This is a genomic window from Streptomyces sp. ISL-12 (assembly GCF_018614415.1).
Taxonomy (GTDB): domain Bacteria; phylum Actinomycetota; class Actinomycetes; order Streptomycetales; family Streptomycetaceae; genus Streptomyces.
This window is the reverse complement of record NZ_JAGGOO010000028.1, coordinates 119,751-139,021: the sequence shown is the minus strand read 5'-3', so window position 1 is coordinate 139,021 and position 19,271 is coordinate 119,751. Positions and strand designations below refer to the sequence as shown.

Annotated in this window: 16 protein-coding genes and 1 pseudogene; 10 read left to right on the top strand and 7 right to left on the bottom strand. The window is 71.8% G+C overall.

Going from position 1 to position 19,271, the window contains the following annotated elements:
* Position 1: 1 nt before the first annotated feature.
* The 3 genes from J7I94_RS08725 to J7I94_RS08715 are packed head-to-tail and all read left to right on the top strand — an operon-like array spanning position 2 to position 3,709.
* Positions 2-952 (top strand): carbohydrate ABC transporter permease, encoded by a 951-nt coding sequence (locus J7I94_RS08725; protein WP_215166375.1) that lies wholly within the window; start codon positions 2-4, stop codon positions 950-952.
* Between the two features lie 2 nt (positions 953-954).
* Complete coding sequence (locus tag J7I94_RS08720; RefSeq protein ID WP_215166374.1) at positions 955-1,848, top strand: carbohydrate ABC transporter permease; 894 nt, start codon at positions 955-957, stop codon at positions 1,846-1,848.
* Between the two features lie 43 nt (positions 1,849-1,891).
* Positions 1,892-3,709 (top strand): glycoside hydrolase family 2 protein, encoded by a 1,818-nt coding sequence (locus J7I94_RS08715; RefSeq protein WP_215166373.1) that lies wholly within the window; start codon positions 1,892-1,894, stop codon positions 3,707-3,709.
* Between the two features lie 39 nt (positions 3,710-3,748).
* Here J7I94_RS08715 and J7I94_RS08710 read toward each other — a convergent pair whose 3' ends face one another.
* A complete protein-coding gene (locus tag J7I94_RS08710) occupies positions 3,749-5,422 on the bottom strand; it encodes an RICIN domain-containing protein (RefSeq protein WP_215166372.1) in 1,674 nt (557 codons plus the stop codon).
* 143 nt (positions 5,423-5,565) lie between these two features.
* Here J7I94_RS08710 and J7I94_RS08705 point away from each other — a divergent pair.
* A pseudogene (locus tag J7I94_RS08705) lies at positions 5,566-5,818 on the top strand (hypothetical protein); the annotation flags it as partial.
* On the opposite strand, the gene J7I94_RS08700 reads toward J7I94_RS08705, so the two are convergent.
* The 3 genes from J7I94_RS08700 to J7I94_RS08690 all read right to left on the bottom strand — a co-directional run bounded on the left by J7I94_RS08700 (position 5,819) and on the right by J7I94_RS08690 (position 8,490).
* Positions 5,819-6,943, bottom strand: a complete 1,125-nt coding sequence (locus tag J7I94_RS08700) for a winged helix DNA-binding domain-containing protein (RefSeq protein ID WP_215166371.1) — start codon at positions 6,941-6,943, stop codon at positions 5,819-5,821.
* Positions 6,944-6,947: 4 nt separating this feature from the next.
* Complete coding sequence (locus tag J7I94_RS08695) at positions 6,948-7,979, bottom strand: aldo/keto reductase (protein ID WP_215166370.1); 1,032 nt, start codon at positions 7,977-7,979, stop codon at positions 6,948-6,950.
* 88 nt (positions 7,980-8,067) lie between these two features.
* Positions 8,068-8,490 (bottom strand): VOC family protein, encoded by a 423-nt coding sequence (locus tag J7I94_RS08690; RefSeq protein WP_215166369.1) that lies wholly within the window; start codon positions 8,488-8,490, stop codon positions 8,068-8,070.
* Positions 8,491-8,648: 158 nt separating this feature from the next.
* On the opposite strand from J7I94_RS08690, the gene J7I94_RS08685 reads away from it, so the two are divergent.
* From J7I94_RS08685 to J7I94_RS08670, 4 genes are all read left to right on the top strand, one after another.
* Positions 8,649-9,659 carry a YafY family protein gene (locus J7I94_RS08685; RefSeq protein ID WP_215166368.1) on the top strand — a complete coding sequence of 337 codons (1,011 nt, stop codon included), beginning with the start codon at positions 8,649-8,651 and terminating at the stop codon, positions 9,657-9,659.
* A gap of 86 nt (positions 9,660-9,745) precedes the next feature.
* Positions 9,746-10,294, top strand: a complete 549-nt coding sequence (locus tag J7I94_RS08680; RefSeq protein ID WP_215166367.1) for a DinB family protein — start codon at positions 9,746-9,748, stop codon at positions 10,292-10,294.
* Between the two features lie 323 nt (positions 10,295-10,617).
* The gene (gene dacB, locus J7I94_RS08675) at positions 10,618-11,976 is read left to right on the top strand and encodes a D-alanyl-D-alanine carboxypeptidase/D-alanyl-D-alanine-endopeptidase (protein WP_215166366.1); all 1,359 of its coding nucleotides are present in this window, start codon (positions 10,618-10,620) and stop codon (positions 11,974-11,976) included.
* A gap of 177 nt (positions 11,977-12,153) precedes the next feature.
* Positions 12,154-12,924 carry a GNAT family N-acetyltransferase gene (locus J7I94_RS08670; protein ID WP_251074863.1) on the top strand — a complete coding sequence of 257 codons (771 nt, stop codon included), beginning with the start codon at positions 12,154-12,156 and terminating at the stop codon, positions 12,922-12,924.
* 4 nt (positions 12,925-12,928) lie between these two features.
* Here J7I94_RS08670 and J7I94_RS08665 read toward each other — a convergent pair whose 3' ends face one another.
* The 3 genes from J7I94_RS08665 to J7I94_RS08655 all read right to left on the bottom strand — a co-directional run bounded on the left by J7I94_RS08665 (position 12,929) and on the right by J7I94_RS08655 (position 17,410).
* On the bottom strand, positions 12,929-13,981 hold the full coding sequence (locus J7I94_RS08665) for a YncE family protein (RefSeq protein ID WP_215166364.1): 1,053 nt from the start codon (positions 13,979-13,981) through the stop codon (positions 12,929-12,931).
* 108 nt (positions 13,982-14,089) lie between these two features.
* On the bottom strand, positions 14,090-16,123 hold the full coding sequence (locus J7I94_RS08660; protein ID WP_215166363.1) for a CocE/NonD family hydrolase: 2,034 nt from the start codon (positions 16,121-16,123) through the stop codon (positions 14,090-14,092).
* A 12-nt stretch (positions 16,124-16,135) separates the two neighbouring features.
* Positions 16,136-17,410 carry an ATP-grasp domain-containing protein gene (locus tag J7I94_RS08655; RefSeq protein WP_215166464.1) on the bottom strand — a complete coding sequence of 425 codons (1,275 nt, stop codon included), beginning with the start codon at positions 17,408-17,410 and terminating at the stop codon, positions 16,136-16,138.
* 107 nt (positions 17,411-17,517) lie between these two features.
* On the opposite strand from J7I94_RS08655, the gene J7I94_RS08650 reads away from it, so the two are divergent.
* The gene (locus J7I94_RS08650; protein ID WP_215166362.1) at positions 17,518-18,678 is read left to right on the top strand and encodes a family 16 glycosylhydrolase; all 1,161 of its coding nucleotides are present in this window, start codon (positions 17,518-17,520) and stop codon (positions 18,676-18,678) included.
* 88 nt (positions 18,679-18,766) lie between these two features.
* On the top strand, positions 18,767-19,252 hold the full coding sequence (locus J7I94_RS08645; protein ID WP_215166361.1) for an SRPBCC family protein: 486 nt from the start codon (positions 18,767-18,769) through the stop codon (positions 19,250-19,252).
* Positions 19,253-19,271: the final 19 nt, after the last annotated feature.

Below are 19,271 nucleotides of genomic sequence, written 5' to 3'. Positions count from 1 at the left end.
CGTGACCACCACCGCACCTTCCGGCGGCGACCTGCGCACCGGCTCGGACCCGAGCCGCACGGACGGCCCCCGCCGCACCGGCCGGCGCCGCGGCCTCGGCTCTCCCGGCTCCGGCCTGGTCTTCGTCCTGCCGTTCCTGCTGCTGTTCGCGCTCTTTCTCGTCTGGCCCCTGGTACAGGGCCTGTGGATGAGCTTCACCGACTCCTCGCTGACGCTGCGCGACACGTCCTTCGTCGGCTTCGACAACTACGCCGAGGCGTTCGGCGACCCGGACGTGTGGAGCAGCCTCGGCAACACCGTCTTCTTCACCGTCGTCTCCAGCGTCCCGCTGGTGCTGATCGCACTGGCGATGGCCCTGCTGGTGCACAGCGGGATCGCCGGGCAGTGGGCCTGGCGGCTGGCGTTCTTCGCCCCCTACCTGCTGCCGGTGACGGTGGTGACCCTGATCTGGACCTGGCTGTACCAGCCGGACCTGGGCTTCGCCAACCAGCTCCTGGACACCCTCGGCATGGAGCCGGTCGGCTGGCTGTCCGACGAGTCGGTCGCCATGTGGTCGATCGCCGCCCTGACCGTGTGGTGGACGGTCGGCTTCAACTTCCTGCTCTACCTGTCCGCCCTCCAGTCCCTGCCGACGACCTTCGACGAGGCCGCGGCACTGGACGGCGCGGGCGCGTGGCGCCGGCTGTGGTCCATCACCCTGCCGCAACTGCGCCGGACCACCGCGCTGGTGGCCATGCTCCAGGTCCTCGCCTCGCTCAAGGTGTTCGACCAGATCTACATCATGACCAAGGGCGGCCCCAACGGCTCGACCCGTCCCGTCCTGGAGTACGTGTACGACGTCGGCTTCACCGGTTACCGGCTCGGTTACGCCTCGGCGGTCTCGTACCTCTTCTTCGCGCTGATCGTCGTCGTCTCGCTCGTGCAGCTCCGCCTCTTCCGCCAGGAGGACTGACCGTGTCCGCTACCGCAACGCCCCTGAGCCCCCGGCGTCCCCGGGAGGCGGCCGGCTCTCCGCTGCTCCTCGGCCACGGCCGGCTGCCCCGTGTGCTGGCCGGGACGGCGCTCGTCGTCCTGGCGGCGGTCTGGCTGCTGCCGTTCGTGTGGGCGGTCGTCACGTCCGTGCAGAGCGAACAGGACGTATCGAAGCCGGGACTCTCCCCGTTCAAGGGCGCCTTCACGCTGGACGCGTACCGGCGGATCCTGGAGCGCGGGGACGTACCCGTCTGGGCGTTCAACAGCTTCCTGATCGCCGGCCTGGTCACCCTCATCACCGTGGCCGTCTCCACGCTCGCGGCGTACGGCTTCTCGCGGGGCACGTTCCACGGGCGCCGGGCGCTGCTCGCCGTGACCGTGGCCGCCATCATGGTCCCGCCGCAGCTGCTCATCGTGCCGCTGTTCAAGCAGATGCTGCTGTTCGACCTGGTCGACACCTACGCGGCGGTCATCCTGCCGCAGGTGGTCGCGCCCATGATGGTGTTCATCCTCAAGCGCTTCTTCGACGGCATCCCCCGGGAGCTGGAGGAGGCGGCCCGGATCGACGGCGCCTCCGAGTTCCGGGTGTTCCGGTCGGTCGTGCTGCCGCTGTCGCGGCCGATCGTGGCCGCGGTGTCGATCTTCGTCTTCATCGGGGCGTGGAACAACTTCCTGTGGCCGTTCATCGTGACCAACGACTCGGACCTGATGACCCTGCCGGTCGGACTGGCCACGGTGCGCGACTCCCACGGCGTCCAGTACGTGCCGGGGATGGCGTCCGCGCTGCTGGCCGCGCTGCCGCTGATCGTGGTGTTCCTGTTCTTCCAGCGCCGCATCGTCGACTCCGTGGCCACCACCGGCCTCGGCGGTTCCTGAACCCTTTCCCTCCGCTCTGCCCGATCGATCCACTGGAGCATGTGTGCCCACTCACTCCGTACCGCGCCCGGAGTACCCGCGACCGCAGTTCACGCGCCGCGACTGGCTCAATCTGAACGGCGCCTGGCAGTTCGAGACCGACCGGGGGGACAGCGGCCTGGAACGCGGTCTGCTCGGCCGGGAACTGCGCGGCGAGATCCTCGTGCCCTTCCCGCCCGAGTCCGAGCTGTCGGGCATCGGTGACACCGACTTCCTGCACGCCGTCTGGTACCGGCGGGCCCTGACCCTGCCCGCTCAGTGGGCGGGACGCCGGGTGCTGCTGCACTTCGGCGCGGTCGACCACGACACTACCGTGTGGGTGAACGGCGTGGAGGTCGCCCGGCACCGCGGCGGCTTCACGCCGTTCACCGCCGACCTCGGCGACATCGCCGGAGCGGGCGAGGAGGTCGTGATCACCGTCCGGGCCCGCGACCCCAAGTCCGGGCCGCAGGCCCGCGGCAAGCAGGCCGTCCAGTACGCCAACCACGACTGCAACTACACGCGGGTGACCGGCATCTGGCAGACCGTGTGGCTGGAGCCGGTGCCCGACGTCCATCTGCGCCGTCCCCGGATCACCCCGGACCTCGCCGGCAGCGCCTTCCACCTCGAACTGCCGCTGTCCGGCAACCGCCCCGGCCACCGCGTGCGGGCCGTGCTGACCGACAGTGACGGCGAGGTGAGCCGCGCCGAGGCCCGCGCCGACCTCGACCTCGCACCGCGCCTGCACCTGCCGGTGCCCGAGGACCGGCGCCGCGAGTGGGGACCGGACGACCCGCACCTGTACGGGCTGCGGCTCGAACTCCTCGACGCGCGGGGGGAGGTCGTCGACAGCGCCGAGAGTTACGCCGGTCTGCGCGCCGTCGGCCTGCGCGGCAAGGCCGTCCTCCTCAACGGCCGCCCGGTCTTCCAGCGCCTCGTCCTGGACCAGGGCTGGTACCCGGACGGGCTGATGACCGCGCCGACCGACGAGGCACTGGTCCGGGACATCGAACTGGCCCTGGAGGCCGGCTTCAACGGCGCCCGGCTGCACCAGAAGGTCTTCGAGGAACGCTTCCTCTACCACGCCGACCGCCTCGGCTACCTGGTCTGGGGCGAGTTCGGCGACTGGGGCTGCGAGACCGGCGGCTCCTCGGGGGACAACCAGAAGCCCGACGCCTCCTACGTCGCCCAGTGGCTGGAGGCCCTGGAACGGGACTACTCCCACCCCTCGATCATCGGCTGGTGCCCGCTCAACGAGACGTACCAGAAGCTGCACGACCGCATCACCCAGCTCGACGACGTCACCCGCGCGATGTTCCTGGCCACCAAGGCGATGGACACCACCCGGCCGGTGATCGACGCCTCCGGCTACGCCCACCGGGTGGCCGAGACGGACGTCTACGACTCCCACAGCTACGAGCAGGACCCGGCCGCCTTCCGGCAGCAGATGTCGGGGCTGGCGAAGGACGAGCCGTTCGTCAACGCCTACGAGAACGGCGCCGCCTACTCGCTCCCCTACGGCGGACAGCCGTACTTCGTCAGCGAGTTCGGCGGCATCTGGTGGGACCCCGAGGCGGCGGCCGAGCTGTCCGGTGAGGACCGTACCCAGTCCTGGGGTTACGGCGAACGGGTGCGGGACGAGGACGAGTTCCACGCCCGGTTCAGCGGCCTGACCGAGGTGCTGCTGAACGACCCGAACATGTTCGGCTACTGCTACACCCAGTTGACGGACGTCTTCCAGGAGCAGAACGGCGTCTACCGCTTCGACCGTTCCACCAAGCTGGACATCGCGCGGGTGCGTGCAGCGCAGCTGCGGCCGGCCGCCATAGAGGAACAGGAGTAGGAGAGGGAGGGGGCGGGGGCCGCGGCCCCCGCCCCCATCTCATGCCCGCTCCAGCCGCCAGATCTGCGGCTGGAGCCCGTTGCAGGTGTACTGCTGGACGTTGGCACCGGCCGTCCGCGAGCCCTGGGCCACGTCCAGGCACTGCCCACTGGAACGGACGACCGCGCGGTAGTAGCCCCGGCCGGTGTTCTCCAACTTCCAGTCCTGGGCGGCGGCCGCGTTGCAGTACCACTGGCGGACGTTGGCGCCCGCGGTGGCGGAGCCGTTCTCCACGTCCAGGCAGTAGCCGCTGTTGCGGCCGGTGAGCGTGAAGTACCCGGTGCCGTGGGCCTTGACGGTCCACTGCTGCGGGCCGAGGCCGTTGCACGTCCACTGCTGGACGTTGCCGCCTGCCGTGCGGGAGTCGGCGGCCACGTCGAGGCACTGCCCGCTGTTGGCGTTGACCAGCCGGTACACCGCCCCGTCGACGACTCCGGCTCCGTCACCGGTGCCGGTGACGGAGCCGGTGGCGTAGTACGGCTTGCAGACCGCGCCGTCGAAGTCGGTGGCGATCTGCAGGACGGTACGGCCGTCGGCCGAGGGCAGCAGCGGGGAGCTGTAGTTCTGGCAGTAGTTGATCTGCGGGTCGGGCACGTCGACCGGCGCCTCGATCTCGTACCAGGGGCCGCTGCCGTTCTCGGTGTTGGCGAGGATCGTCCGGCCGCTCTCGGCGGCGACGCTGCCGTCCTTGTTGAGCAGGCGCTGCCCGATCAGCAGCAGCCGGCCATTGGCGCCGCCGTTCGGGTCCGGGGCCCAGGCGATGGTCGGCGTGGCGCGGAAGTACTTGCCGTCGACCGTCTCGGGGCGGACGCCGAGGTCGGTGACGGTGCCCCAGTTCCAGCCGTCGGCGGAGGTGCGGTAGTGCACCACGCACTGGTACTGGCCGCCGGGGGTGCAGATCTCGTAACTCATGAAGTAGGTGCCGTTGGGCAGCTTGCGGACGACCGGCATGCCCGGCCGGTCGGTCTGCAGGCTGCTGGCCACGGTGTCGTGGCGGCCCTGCCAGGTGACGCCGTCGTAGCTGCGTACGGCGACTAGCTTCTGGCTGTGCGCGGAGTCCGTCTCGTCGGAGTAGTGGCAGACCAGCGCGCCGTCCGAGGCGATGGAGAACTCCGGTTCCCACAGGCCGCCGGTGCCGGTGGCGACGGCGCACGAGGAGAGGTAGGACCAGGTGCGGCCCACGTCGTTGCTCCGCCAGATACGCAGCGCCATCCGGCGGTCCGTCTCGTCCTGTCCGGCCGAGGAGGCCCAGAGCAGGGTGCCGGCGGGCAACGCGCCGACCTGCCGGGGCAGTTCGAAGAGGGTGGTGCAGCACAGCCCCTGGCCGGACGTCGACTCGGGGTCGGAGACCCGGCCGACCTCACGGAAGGTGGCGCCGTTGTCGGTGCTCTCGTGGATGGCGCCGATGCCGTTGTTTCCGTCGAAGGTGACGACACTGGCGAGGATCCGGCCGTTGGCGGCGCCGTTGTGGGCGAGGCGGACGGCGCGCGGGTACAGACCGGTGCCGTCGCGCAGCGGGGTGCCGGTGGCCGTGGCGGAGACGGCGTCCGTCGTGGAGGCGGCGGGGGCCGCTTCGGCGGGCGCGGCGAGCACCAGGCTCGTCAACGCGACGGCGAGGGCGAGCAGCAGGGCGTGGGGGCGGCGGCGTCCGAGGGCGTGGAACAGGCGGAGCATCAGCGGGTTCTCCTCTCCTGCGGGCTTCCCGGGACCTTCTGGGAAGCGGAATGCGCGCCAGGCTAGAGCCGCGTGTACATCGATGTAAACAGGCGTGCAGGCGTGCACAGGGGGAAGCTCTGTGGCGCGCTGTGCCGGTGGGCCAGCGGGCGATGGGCGCCGGGGTGCGGATCGCACGGGTCCTGCTCACCGCCCGACACCACCGCTCGCGAGCGGCTGACGGGCCGTGAACTCGGCTCGGAGCTGGACCGGGACCTGCGCGGCAGCCTGCGCAAGGCACGGCTCCTCGACGAGCGGGTCCCGGCGGACACCGTGCGGGTGGCGGCGGACGGCTGCCGGGTCACCTACATCGCGCGGGAGGCGGTGGCCGCCACCGGCTGGGCCGCCGGCCCCTGATCAGCCGTGCCGCTCCAGCCGTACGCGGCCGCCGGCGTCGCCGGTGTCGGTGCCGGTGTCGTCATCGGTCAGGAAGGCGGCCAGCGCCCGGCCCTCCTCGGTGACGTCGGCGCGCTCCGCCGGGGAGAGGGTCCTGAGCGGGGTGACGACGAGGGTGCCGAGGTCCATGGACCAGGTGGCGGAGACCCGGCCGTCGACCAGGACGACCCGTTCGCCGGCGACGGACAGGCCGCGGTGGGCGTCGTCGATGACGCGGGTGCGGTCGTGGTAGCCGAGGATCGCGTTGTCGAACGCCGGCAGGAACCGGACGGGTGCGGGGGTGTCCGGGTCGGGCCGCGGCGCGTCGGGGAGGTCGAGGAGTTCGCGTCCCCGCTCGTCGCGGAAGGTGACGAGTTCGTCGCGTACGGCCTTGACGGCGGCGGGCAGTCCGGTCAGGCCGCACCAGGAGCGCAGGTCGGCGGAGGCGGCGGGTCCGTAGGCGGCCAGGTAGCGGCGGACCAGGGTCCGGCCCACGGGGTCGGAGCCGTCGGCGGGGAGCGGGTCGGGGTCCCGTCCCAGCCAGGTCGACAGCGGCAGGTTGCGTACGCCCGCCTTGGCCCGCCACAGGCCGCGCGGGGGCAGTTGGGCCATGGGGACGAGGGCGGCGACGAGCAGCTCGCCCAGGACCCGGCGGGGCGGTCCGGGCCAGCGGCCGTCGAGGGCCTGGACGAGTTCGGCCATGGTGCGGGGCCGGCCGTCGGCCATCACCGCCCGCCCGGCCGCCGCGACCTCCTCCAGGTCGAGGCCGGCGAGTTCGGCGCGGTAGGTCGTCACCACCCGCTGCCGCAGCATGCTGTCGTGCCGGGCGCGCCAGGCCAGGGCGTCGACGGCGGCCATGAGGTGGACGGTGCGGCGCATCAGGTGGGTGCGCACGGCCCTGCGCCCCGTCAGCAGCGTGTCCAGGTGCGGGGGCCGGAAGGCCCGTATCCGCGACCACAGTCCGGTGAAGGGTTCCTGCGGCTCCTGGGCCTGCATGCCGCACAGGTGGGTGATGACGTCGAGGGCGGGGGCGGTGGTCCGGTCGAGCAGGAACTGCCGGGCGAGGGTGGCGCGGTTCAGGGCGCGGGTGTCGAGGACGGTCGTCATGGTCTCAGGCCGCGGCCCGCTCGCCGGCCGGGCGCCTGCGCAGGGCGGGGCGGGTGAGGGCCGGCGGGGTGTAGGACACGTCGATGGGGCCCACGTCGGTGCCGGGCGGGACGATCTCGTCGATCCGGTCGAGGACGTCGTCGCCGAGTGTGGTGGCCGCGCCCGCGAGGAGGTCGTCCAGCTGCTCGCCGGTGCGGGGGCCGATGATGGCGGAGCTGACGTCGGGGTGGGCGGTGGCGAAGGCCATGGCCAGGTGAGGCAGTGACAGACCGGCCTCCTCGGCGACGGCGGCCAGCCGCTCCACGGCGTCGAGTTTGCGCTCGTCGGTGAGGTGTCCGGGCACCCAGCGCATCCTCTGGTTGTCGGGCCGCGGGTCGCCCTTGCGGTACTTCCCCGTCAGCAGTCCCATGGCCAGCGGGCTCCACACCAGGACGCCCATGCCGTACGTCCGGCAGACCGGCAGCACCTCGCGTTCGATGCCGCGGTTGAGGAGGGAGTACGGGGGCTGTTCGGAGCGCGGCCGTTGCAGTGCGCGCCGCTGCGCCGTCCACTGCGCCTCGACGATCTGTGACGGTGGCAGGTTGGAGGTGCCGATCGCGCGGACCTTGCCGGCGCGCACCAGGTCGGTCAGCGCGGACAGGGGCTCCTCGATGTCGGTCGTGGGGTCGGGGTGGTGGAGCTGGTAGAGGTCGATGTGGTCGGTCCGCAGGCGGCGCAGCGACTGTTCCACCTCGGCGATGATCCAGCGCCGGGAGCTGCCGCCGCGGTTGGGGCCCTCCCCCATCCGGCCGTTGACCTTGGTGGCCAGCACCACGTCGTCGCGCCGGCCCTTCAGCGCCTTGCCGACGATCTCCTCGGTCTCGCTGTAGCCGTAGACGTCGGCGGTGTCGATGAAGTTGATCCCGGCGTCCAGCGCCCGGTGCACCATCCGGGCGCAGTCCTCGTGATCGGGGTTGCCCAGCTTGCCGAACATCATCGTGCCCAGGCAGTAGGCGCTGACCTGGATGCCGGTGCGGCCCAGCTCACGCATTCTCACAGCGGTGTTCCCTTGGTTCGCGGCGGAAGGGGGCGGAGGGGACGGGGTGCGGCCGGACGTCCGGCCGCACCCCGCTGGAGGGGTGAGGTCAGCCGTTGTACGGGGCGGCGACGTCCAGCACCCAGACGACGCCGAAGCTGTCCTTGAGCATGCCGTACAGCGGCGCCCAGGCGGAGGGCGCCAGCGGCTGCACGACGGTGGCGCCGACGGCCAGCTTCTCCCACAGGCCGGTGATCTCGTCGGCGTCGTCACCGCGCACCGAGACGAAGACGGGGTTCTCACCCGGGTGGTACGGCATCGCGGACGGCACGTCGTAGGCCATGACGTGGAAGCCGTTGTCCGCGGTCACCTGGCCCCACATCACCCAGTCCGCCTCGGCCTGGACGGGGACGTTCCCGGTGTCCTTGTAGGTCACGGCGACGACCTGGCCGCCGAAGACGGAGGAGTAGAAGTCGAGCGCGGCGCGGGCGTCGCCCCGGAAGTTGAGGTGGGTCGTGGTCTTGATGGACATGGGGGCTCCTGGCCTGTGGTTCTGTGTGCGGTTTCGGATCGGACGCCGGTCGGTGACGGTCGGTGACAGTCCTTGTCGGACCCCGGCCGGCGTCGGTGACCTCACACTCGCAGGGGTAGCGGACAGGGAGTGTCCGCTACCGGGAGAGAATGTGTCCCATGCCGAAGACGTCCGCTCGACTGCTCGCGCTGCTCTCGCTGCTCCAGACCCGCCGCGACTGGCCGGGGGAGGAACTGGCCGGCCGGCTCGGCGTGAGCGCGCGCACGGTCCGCCGCGACGTGGACCGGCTGCGGGAGCTCGGCTATCCCGTCACGGCCGTCAAAGGACCCGACGGCGGATACCGCCTCGACGCCGGATCGCAGCTGCCCCCGTTGCTGTTCGACGACGAGCAGGCCGTCGCCCTCGCGGTGGCGCTCCAGACGGCCACCGTGACCGGCGCGGGTATCGCGGAGGCCGCCGCCCGCGCCCTCACCACCCTCCGGCAGGTACTGCCGGCCCGGCTGCGGCACCGGATCGCCGCGCTCCAGGTGACGGTGGTGGCTCCGCCCGAGGCCGAGCCGGTGCAGGCGGACAGCGGGGTGCTGATGGAGATCAGCGGCGCGATCCGCGCCCGCGAGGAACTGCGCTTCGACTACACCACCGCCTCCTCCCCCGCCCCGGGCCCGGAGGACACCGGCGCTGCACGGCGCCGGGTGCAGCCCCACCACCTGGTCGCCTGGCGGGGCCGCTGGTACCTCCTCGCCTGGGATCTGGACCGCGAGGACTGGCGCACCTTCCGCGTGGACCGCGTCTTTCCGCGCACGCCCACCGGCCCCCGCTTCACCCCTCGCGAGGTGCCGGGCGGTGATGTGGCCGCCTTCGTCGCCGGACGGTTCCGCGGCTCCGACGGTCCGGCCGCCTGGCCCTGCCGGGGCGAGGCGGTCCTGGACGTGCCCGCGGCCTCCGTCGCTCCCTACGTACAGGACGGAATGGTGGAGGCGCTGGGCCCCGGCCGCTGCCGGGTGGTGCTCGGCTCCTGGTCGTGGATGGGCCTGGCTTCGGCGATGGGCCGGTTCGACGCCGGTCTCCACGACGTCCGGCCCGCCGAGCTACGGGAGGCGTTCGCGCTGCTGGCCCGCCGCTGTGCCGTCGCGGCCGGCGAGCAGCCGGGCGCGTCCCCGGCGGGGTGAGCGTACGGCCGGGCGCTGTCAGTGGTGCCTGCCAGACTCCGTAGGACCCCGGCCGACCCCCGGGGCCCCGGACCGGAAGGCCGACCATGAGCGACACGCCCGTACCCCAGCACTACGCACCGCGTTGGGCCGCCGACGCCCGCCCCGCGCTGCCCTCCGTCGGCACCGAGCGCGAGACGCTCGGCGCGTTCCTGGACTGGCACCGGGCGACGTTCGAGCAGAAGTGCTCCGGCCTGTCCGCCGAGCAGTTGTCCACGCGGGCGGTGCCGCCGTCCGGGATGTCCCTGCACGGTCTGGTACGGCACCTGGCCGGTGCCGAACGGTGGTGGTTCCGCATGCAGTTCGCCGGGGAGGACGTCCCGATGCTGCACTACTCCGACGACGACCCGAACCAGGACTTCGACCGGCTCGACGGTGACCCCGAGGCGGCCTTCGCCGTCTGGCGCGCGGAGTGCGAGCGGTCGCGGCGGATCGTCGCCGCCGCGGCGACGCTGGACGAGACGGGCATCCGTGCGCGCACCGGAGAGCCGGTGTCGCTGCGCACGATCATGGTGCACATGATCGCGGAGTACGCCCGGCACAACGGTCACGCCGATCTGCTGCGCGAACGCCTCGACGGCGCGGTCGGGATGTGACACGGCCGGTACCGCGTCGCCGGGCGGCCGACCCCTTGCACCAAAGGGCAGGAGAACGTGCCCGACAGCACCCGGAGAGAGCCTGCGCAAGGGCGTCCGGAAAGCGCCTCCGCGATTTACTTTTTCGTCAAAAGGAAGGGTCGCAGCCCCTCTTGAGGTGCTCATTCCCGGGCCTCCCGGACTGCACCGTCACGAATCGGTCATGATTCGTTGCAAGTCGTTCACACGCAATCATTCTGCATCTCAGTTGTTCATCTGACGGCTGGTAATGTGCCCGCCGTTCCACCCCACAGAACGATGTAACCGATCTCTGGATTTCCTTTATGACTGGTACGCCAGAAGAAACCCCCACGAACACCTTCTCCCCCGGCGGCAGCCGCCGGCACCGCAAGGCAAGAGTGAGCCGCGTCGGCGCGCGCCGGGCCCTCGTGCTCGCGATGGCCGTGCCGGTGGCCTCGGCCACACTGGCCGGCACCTCGGCGTTCGCCGCCGACAGCGCCTCCACGACTGCGGCGCAGGGCGTCTCGGTCGACGGCCTCGACGCCGACGACGCGCAGTTGGTGAAGAACCTCACCGAGCGCGTCGCCGACGAACGCCTGGGCTCCGACGTCAGCGGCGTGGTCCTCGACGCCGACTCGGACACCGCCCTGTGGGACCACAACGGCTCCACCGCGCTCATGCCGGCCTCCAACGCCAAGCTCGCCACGGCGACCACCGCCCTGACGCTGCTGGGCGCGAACCACGAGTTCACCACCAAGGTCGTCTACGGCGACGGCACCCTCACCCTGATCGGCGGCGGTGACCGCACCCTCACCAGCGACGACCTGGCCGAGATGGCGAAGACGGCGGTCGACGGCCTCAAGGCCGCGGGCGTCACCGACGTCAAGGTCCGCGTGGACGACAGCCTGTTCGCCGAGCCGACCCTCGCCAACGGCTGGAACGAGGGCTACTACCCCACCGAGGTGGCCCCGGTCCGTTCGCTCGTCGTCGACGGCGCCGCGGTGAACGACACGTCCATCGACGCCGGCAACGTCTTCGCCGAGAAGCTCGCGGCGCAGGGCGTCACCGTCGACGGCGAGGTCAGCCGGGCGACGGCGAAGCAGTCCGACGTGCCGGTGGCGCAGCACAAGTCGGCGCCGCTGTCGTCGATCGTCAAGCAGATGCTCAAGACCAGCGACAACAACATCGCCGAGACCCTGCTGCGGATGACCGCCGTGGAGATGGGCAAGCCCGCCACCTTCGAGGGCGGCGTCGAGCTGGTCCGCCAGGTGCTCAGCTCGTACGGCATCTCGCTCGACAACTTCGAGATGTACGACGGCAGCGGTCTCTCCCGTGCCGACCGCATCCCGGCGGCCACCCTCGCGCAGCTCCTCGACTCGATCACCGAGGCCCCCGCCCTCAGCTCGATCCTGGACGGCCTGCCGGTCGCCGGTGAGGCCGGTGCCAGCCTCGGCCCGGAGTGGGGACGCTTCGACGACGCCAACTCCGAGTGCGCCGTCGGCAAGGTGCAGGCGAAGACCGGCACCCTCACCGGGGCCATCGCGCTGAGCGGTGTGACGCGGACCGAGGACGGCGAGTGGCGGATCTTCTCGTTCATCGAGAACAACTCCACGGCCGCCCCGGCCGACATCAAGGACGCCATGGACGGCCTCGCCGCCACGGTGAACGGCTGCTGGGCCTGAGCCGCCGTATCTGAGAGGGACACCTCACCTCGCACGGCCCGTCTGCGCGTCGCCCACCGGCGGCGCGCAGACGCGTGAACCCGGGGCCGCTTCCGCTCGTTGACTCCACGACAGCTCTCCACGCACACGACCGTTTGAGGAGTTTCGGTGAAGGATCTCGCGGACTCGACCGAATCGATGGAGCAACTCGCCACGGTGTGGCGGGCCTTGGTCCTCGACCGCGACCCGGGGGCAGACGTACGTGACCTGCCGGGCATCGCCGTCCGCTGGGCGGACAGCCGCTTCGCCTTCTGGAACTGTGTCACGCTGACCGAGGTGAAGGCCGACGCCTCCCTCCTGGCCCGGCGGCTGGCCCAGGCCGCCGACGTCATGCGGTCCAAGCGGCACCCCGGTTTCCTCTGGCTCTTCGAGGACCTCCTGGACGACGGGGCCCGCGCGGCCCTGGACGACGCGGCCGGGCGGGCAGGGCTCCGGCTCGCCTTCCCCGGCACCGGCATGGCCGGTGACCTGCTGCCCGTGCCCGACCCCGTCCACCCCGACCTGACGTTCGTACGCGTGAGCACCGACGACCACCTGACGGCCTACGCGGACCTCAACTCCCGCGCGTACGGCTTCCCGCTGGACGAGGGCCGCGACGGGCTGGCCGGCTCCGCGCTCTGGAAGAACGACGTGTACGCCTATCTCGCCCTGCGGGACGGTGTCCCGGTGGCGTGCGCCGGGGCCGTGCCGGCCGACGGCCGTCTCTTCGTGGCCCTCGTCGCCACGGACCCCCAGTGGCAGCGCCGGGGCTACGGCGAGGCCGTGACCAGGAAGGCGCTGCACGAGGGCGCGCGGGCCACCGGGCTGACGCGGGCGACGCTGCACGCGACGGAAGCCGGCGCGCCCGTGTACCCGCGCATCGGCTTCCGGCCGAACTCGCCGATCCGCTTCTACGGGCTCGGCGGCTGACGTCTCAGCGGGCGGCGAGGGTGATGCGCGTGACGCGGTCCTCGCCGCCCGGCCCCGAGGCCGACTTGTCCAGGACGTAGGCGGTGCCGTCGTCACGCACGTGGACGTGGTTGGGGAGCGCCGCGGTGGCGATGGTCTCGGTGACGGTGCCCGGCCGCGGGGCGACCACGGAGACGCTCGCGGCCAGCCGGTTGACGACCAGGACCCGGCCGGAACACGGGTCAGTGGCCACGGACTTGGCACCCTCGCCGGTGGCTATGGACCGGGTGACCGCGCCCTTGCGCAGATCGACGACCGACACCGTGCCCGCGCCCTGGTCGGCGGTGTAGGCGGTGCGGCCGTCGGCGGAGAGCGCGACCGAGAGCGGGCCGTCACCGGTGGGGGCGATCCGGGGGACGTCGGAACGGGGAGTGATGCTCAGTATGCGGTCGTGGGTGAAGTCGGCGGCGTGGACGGTGCCGGTCCGCTCGTCCAGCGCCAGTCCCGTCGGACCGGCCCCCGCCACGGTGACGCGCCTGACCTCCCGGTACGTACGGCTGTCGAAGGCGACGACGGAGCCGCTGCCGTAGGCGCTCGCCCACACCAGGTCGCGCTCCTCGTCCACGACGACCTCCCGCGCGTGCGCGACGCCGGGCACGGTCGCGAGGTGCCGGCCGGTGCGCTGGCTGTAGACGGCGACGCTGTCGTCGCGGGTGTTGGTGACCCACACCGTGTTGTGCTCGTCGTCGACGTCGATGCCGTAGACCGCCTCGACGGTGCCGTCGGACTCGTCGAGCGGGGCGTCGTAGGCCGCCTCCACCTCCAGGGTGTCCGGGTCGAGCCGCACCAGCCGCGACCGGGTGACCGCCGCCGGGGGCTGTCCCACCGACGCCGTCGCCCACAGCACGTCGTTGCGCTCCGAGTACGCGGACTGGTACAGCCCCTGGACGAGCGGTGCGGAGGTGACGGACGAGGCGGGCGCCGCGGCCTCGGCGCCGGCCGGCACGAGTGCGCCGGCCAGCGCGAGGGCCACGGCGCCCGCGGCGGTCAGGGGGACACGTCGGTGGAGGGTAGGCATGTGTGCGGTCTTTCTGCGGGTGCCCCACTGACGAGGGCAGGCTGAAGGTATTCCCGAGGTAAAGCTTAGGTAAGCCTAAGCCAATGGGATCCTCAGCGAAGAGGCGCCCTACAGCAGATCGCGGCGGACCGTCTCGTTCCAGGTGCGGGAGAAGACCCGGCGGTCGCCCTCATAGCCGTCGAGCGTGGCGTCGACGTGGAAGTCCCGTTCGTCGCAGGTGAGCCGGGTGTGTGTGACGACGCGGACGTCCCAGTCCGCGCGCCGGAACGTCATGGTCCAGGTCGACTCCCCGCTGACGGAGGTGAAGTCGTCGGCGACCGCCGCGTAGCGCTCGTGGGCGCGGCGGCCCACGTCCAGGCCGATCTCCTCGAAGCGGACCGTGCCGCGGTCCTTCACGATGTCCAGTGCGGCGTGGTAGTCGATCAGGTCGCGCCTCACCTCCCAGCGCTCCTCGGGCGGGGTGAGCTGCGTGGTGGCGAGGGGCTCGGTGCCCTCCGGTTCGCCGAACGGGGTGGCCGGTGCGCCGTCGGGCGCGTCCGCCGGGCGGACGGGCAGGGTGAGCGTGCTGGAGTGCTCCCGGACGCCGAGGCGGGCCGGCTTCGGCGGCGGCCAGGCCAGCGGCCAGTAGGACGTCGACAGGGAGAGCCGTACGCGGTGGCCGGGCGGGAAGGTCTGCGCCACTCCGTTGAGGTGGACGGTGGCGCGGTAACGGCGTCCGGGCTCCAGGGGTTCGGGGTGCTCGGTGCTCTCGTGCCGGGTGAGGTTGAGCAGGCCGTAGGTCACCCGGGTCGCGGCCCCGTCCGGGCGGACGTCGGAGAGCCGGGCGGCCACCATGGCGACCGGCTGGTCGACGGACAGGTCGAGGTCCACGGTCGGCGAGCCGAGGATCTCCAGCGGCTCGGTGAGCGGATCGGTCTCGAAGACCAGGGAGCCGCCGTCCTCCTCCCGCTGGTCGTAGGGCAGGTCCGGGGGCGCGTTGTACGAGGCCCACTTCCCGCCGAACTGGCCGACGGACAGCGGCGACTGCACGGTGAGCACCTCGCCGTCCCCGTCGGCGGCGGGCTCGCCGGGCGGCGCGATCCGGTGCCGTACCAGGGGGTGGGTGACGGGGTGGACGTTCGGTGAGGGCCAGGACGGTTCCGCCACCCAGCGGCCGGGCCGTTCCTCGTAGGAGGTGGACGGCGGCACGCTGTCCTGCATCCACGTGTGCAGCATCGGGCCGTCCATGACCCCGTTGTCGGCGCCCTTGAGCCAGTGGTCCCACCAGCGCACCACCTCCTGGAGGTAGCCGATGGCGGGGCCGGGCTCACCGAGGTGGGGGTACTTGTGCGACCAGGGGCCGATCAGTCCCTTGCGGGGGACGTCGAGGCGGGCCAGGAGCCGGGTGACGGCGTTGGAGTAGCCGTCCGCCCAGCCGCTGGAGGCGAGCACCGGGCAGCGGACGTCCTCGGGCCGCTCCCCGACGGAGGCGTGCCGCCAGTAGTCGTCGCGGCGCTGGTGGCGCAGCCACGGGAGGACCCAGGGCTCGGTGCGCTCCAGGCGTTCCCGCCACATCTCGCGCCAGCTCTCGCCGACCACGGCCGGGTCGGGCGGGCAGGTGGCGTAGGCGAACATGGTGCCCGCCTCGGCCAGGTTGTCGGAGAGCATCGCCCCGCCCATGTAGTGCATGTCGTCGGCGTGCCGGTCGTCGGTGAAGGAGGCGATGACGATCGCCTTGAGCCCGGGCGGCTGCCGGGCCGCCACCTGGAGGGCGGCGAAGGCGCCCCAGGAGATGCCCATCATCCCCAGGGAGCCGTCGCACCAGGGCTGCTCGGCGAGCCAGGCCAGCACCTCCTCCGCGTCGCGCTGTTCCCGCTCCAGGTACTCGTCCTCCAGGACCCCTTCCGACTCCCCGGTGCCGCGCAGGTCGACGCGGACGCAGGCGTAGCCGTGTCCGGCCAGGTAGGGGTGGTGGACGGAGTCGCGGACGGCGGTCAGGTCGCGTTTGCGGTAGGGGATGTACTCCAGGACCGCCGGCACGGGGTCGTGGTCGGAGGAGGTGGGGCGCCAGATCCGCGCCGACAGGCGGACGCCGTCGGACAGGGGGACGACGACGTGTTCCTCTTCCTTCGTCGCGTACGGCAGATGGGTCACGTGGCGCATGCGGCGGCCTCCTTACGCGCGCGGTCCCGCTCCGGGCTCGTCGATCACGAGCCCGAGGGCCGCCACGCACTGGTCGAACTTGCGGCGCAGGTCTTCCTCGTCGTCACCGCCGGTGAAGACGTGCGCCACCTCGTAGCTGTAACTGTCCTGCTGGGACAGGTCCGAGAGCCGCTGCCCCCGCTCCGGTACGACGTGGACGCGCACGCCCGGTATCTCGCGTTCGATCCGCGCGATCTCCTCGGGCGAGGGCACCGCGCGCACCACGCCGTCCGTGAACCAGCGGTAGTACCACTTCGCCGCCATGGCGTACTCGCCCTGCCGGTAGGGCATCGCCGGATCGGTGCCGAGGGCGAGGGCGACCATGCAGTGGTGGTTGGGCACCCCGTCCACGTACTCGAACAGCTCGGCGTGCGACTGGGAGTGGCGGGGGTTGATCTCCAGCAGGCTGACCTCCTGCGTCTTCGGGTCGTAGAAGTACTCCACGCTGAAGGTCGCCGCGTCGAAGCCGATCCGGGTCATCACGCGCCGGGTCACGTCGTGCAGCCGGTCGATCACCGGGGGCGGCAGGGTCGAGGGGTACTGGTGGCGCAGGAAGCACGGCGAGTCGGGGTAGTCGATGGAGTCCAGGGTGCCGTAGACGGTCACCTCGCCCTGGTGGACGTAGCCCTCCACCGCGACCTGGATGCCCGTCAGCGCCTCTTCCGCCAGGCACACCCGGCCGCCGACGCCGTCCATCTCGGGCGGCAGGTCGACCCGGTCGAGGACGTGCTCGAAGGGGCGGCCGACCCGGGAGATGCCCTCCCGTATCTCGGCGGCGGCCTTGCGGAACTCCTGCTCGTCCTTGACGCCGAAGGCGAGTTCGGAGGAGTAGGACAGGGCGGGCTTGAGCCACATCGGGAAGCGCAGGCCCTCCGGGACCGGCGGCGGATCGGCCTCCAGGTCGACCCGGCCGAAGCGCGGCAGCGCGTCGGTGACCTTGCGCTGTTCCACCCGGCTCCAGTATTTGTGCTCGCACTTGACGATCGACGCGAGGCTGGTGGTGCGGGTGCCGTAGCGTTCGCCCAGGATCGGCACGAGGGTGCTGACCGGGAAATCCCAGTAGCCGACGATCGCGTCGACGCTTCCGTCGAAAGCGTCGAGCACGCTCTCCGCTTTCTTGATCACTTCCGGTAGCGACACCTCTCCGTCCTGCAGTTCCTCGATGGTCAACAGGCCGTGGAAACGCAGTGATTCGGCGCCCGGTACGGCCTGGAGCGTCGGCAGATTGGCCTCGTCCAGGCCGATCATGAAAATGTTCTTCTTTTCCTCAGCAGACAACGGCTCTCCCTTCCAGAATGGGCGGAGTACCCTGCCCTGTCCCGGCCAACCTCGCCGTACCGGAGGGGAATCACGCGATGGGAACAACACCCCGGCACGCCAGGCCGAAGCCGCGCTCGCTGCGTATCGGCATTCTCGTCACCGCCGGGGCCGTCACCACGGCGGCCCTTTCCCTCGCCACCGCGGCCAGTGGCGACCCCTCAGGTCCTCGGGTCACTCAACTCGGCCTCGGACCGGGTTACCTCACCGCCGGGCAGCGCGCGTCGGCGCGGCTGGAGATCACCGCGGACCGGTGCGTCACGGCGGACCGGGTCACGGTCGCCGTGCGCGACGGTGCCGGGCGCAACCTCGACTTCCCGGACGCGGAGTCCGGCGTACGGCTGTGCCCGTCGGGCCACACCTTCACCTCGGGGGCGCGGGAGTTCGCCGCGGGGTCGTACACCATGTTCGGCTCGTGGCAGGACACCGACGGAGTGTGGCATCCGCTGCCGTCGATCACCTTGAAGGTCGGTGCGACACCGAAGACGGAGCCGGAGCCGGCGCGGGAGCCGGGCGGCGGCGGTCCGTCGTGGGAACCGTCCGGCGCGTGGCAGCTCCGGTTCTCCGACGAGTTCGAGGGTGACTCGCTGGACACCTCGAAGTGGAACACCGGCTGGTTCGGCACCGGCGTCACCGGCCCGGTGAACAGCGCCGAGGACGCCTGTTACGACGCGCGGAACGTCGGTGTGTCCGGCGGGGCGCTGCACCTGAGGCTGACCGGTGAGGACAGCTCGTGCAAGGGGAAGGCACGCCGGCACACCGGAGCCCAGGTGAACACGATGGGCACGTTCTCCTACAGCTACGGCGCCGTCGAGTACCGGGCCCGCGTCCCGTCGGCGGACGGCGAGGTCGCGAACTGGCCGGCGCTGTGGGACACCGGCGAGTTCTGGCCCCGGGACGGCGAGACCGACACCATGGAGGGCCTGTCCGGCGAGGTCTGCTCGTACTGGCACGCCACGGACACCGACCGGGGGCACTGCCCGTCCGGCGATCTCACCGGCTGGCACACCTTCGGGCACCGGTGGGAGCCCGGGAAGATCACCTGGTTCTACGACGGGAAGCCGGTGCACACCCAGACCTCGGGCGTCGTCGGCTCCCCGCACTATCTGGTCATGCAGAACACCCAGGGCTCCTTCGGCGGCCCGACGCTCGTGCCGGCCGACCTCCAGGTCGACTGGGTCCGGGTCTGGACGGAATGACGGTCACGCGGCAGGACCAAGACATGTGGCGGCCCCTGCGGGGGCACCCGAGACTGCAAGAGGACGAGCGCTCGGAGACAGGCGGGTCATGGGCACCATCGAAGAGACCATCGAGATCGCGGTGCCGGTGCGCACCGCCTACAACCAGTGGACCCAGTTCAAGGTCTTCCCGCGGTTCGTGTCCGTGGTGCGCGGCGCCGAGCAGATCAAACCCGCGCTCGTCCGCTGGCGGGTCGGGCTCGGTCCGGTGCACCGGGACTACCTGACGGAGATCGTCGAACAGCGGCCGGACACGGTGGTGCGCTGGCGGGTCCTCGGTACGCGGGTGCGCGGCGAGGCGGTGTTCGCCGCGCTCGCACCGGACCGGACGTCGGTCACGGTGCGGACGGGGCCCGCCGACTCCCTCGGGATCACGCGGCGCGTCCTCGGGTCCGGGCTCGCGCACTTCAAGGAGTTCATCGAGGGGCTGGGGGAAGAGTCAGGGGCCTGGCGGGGCACGATCCGCGACGGTCATGTCCTGCCGGCCGAGGCCGTGCCGGCCAGGAGCCTGGTCCCGCACTGGCCGCACGGCTGACCCGACCCCGAGAGAGCGA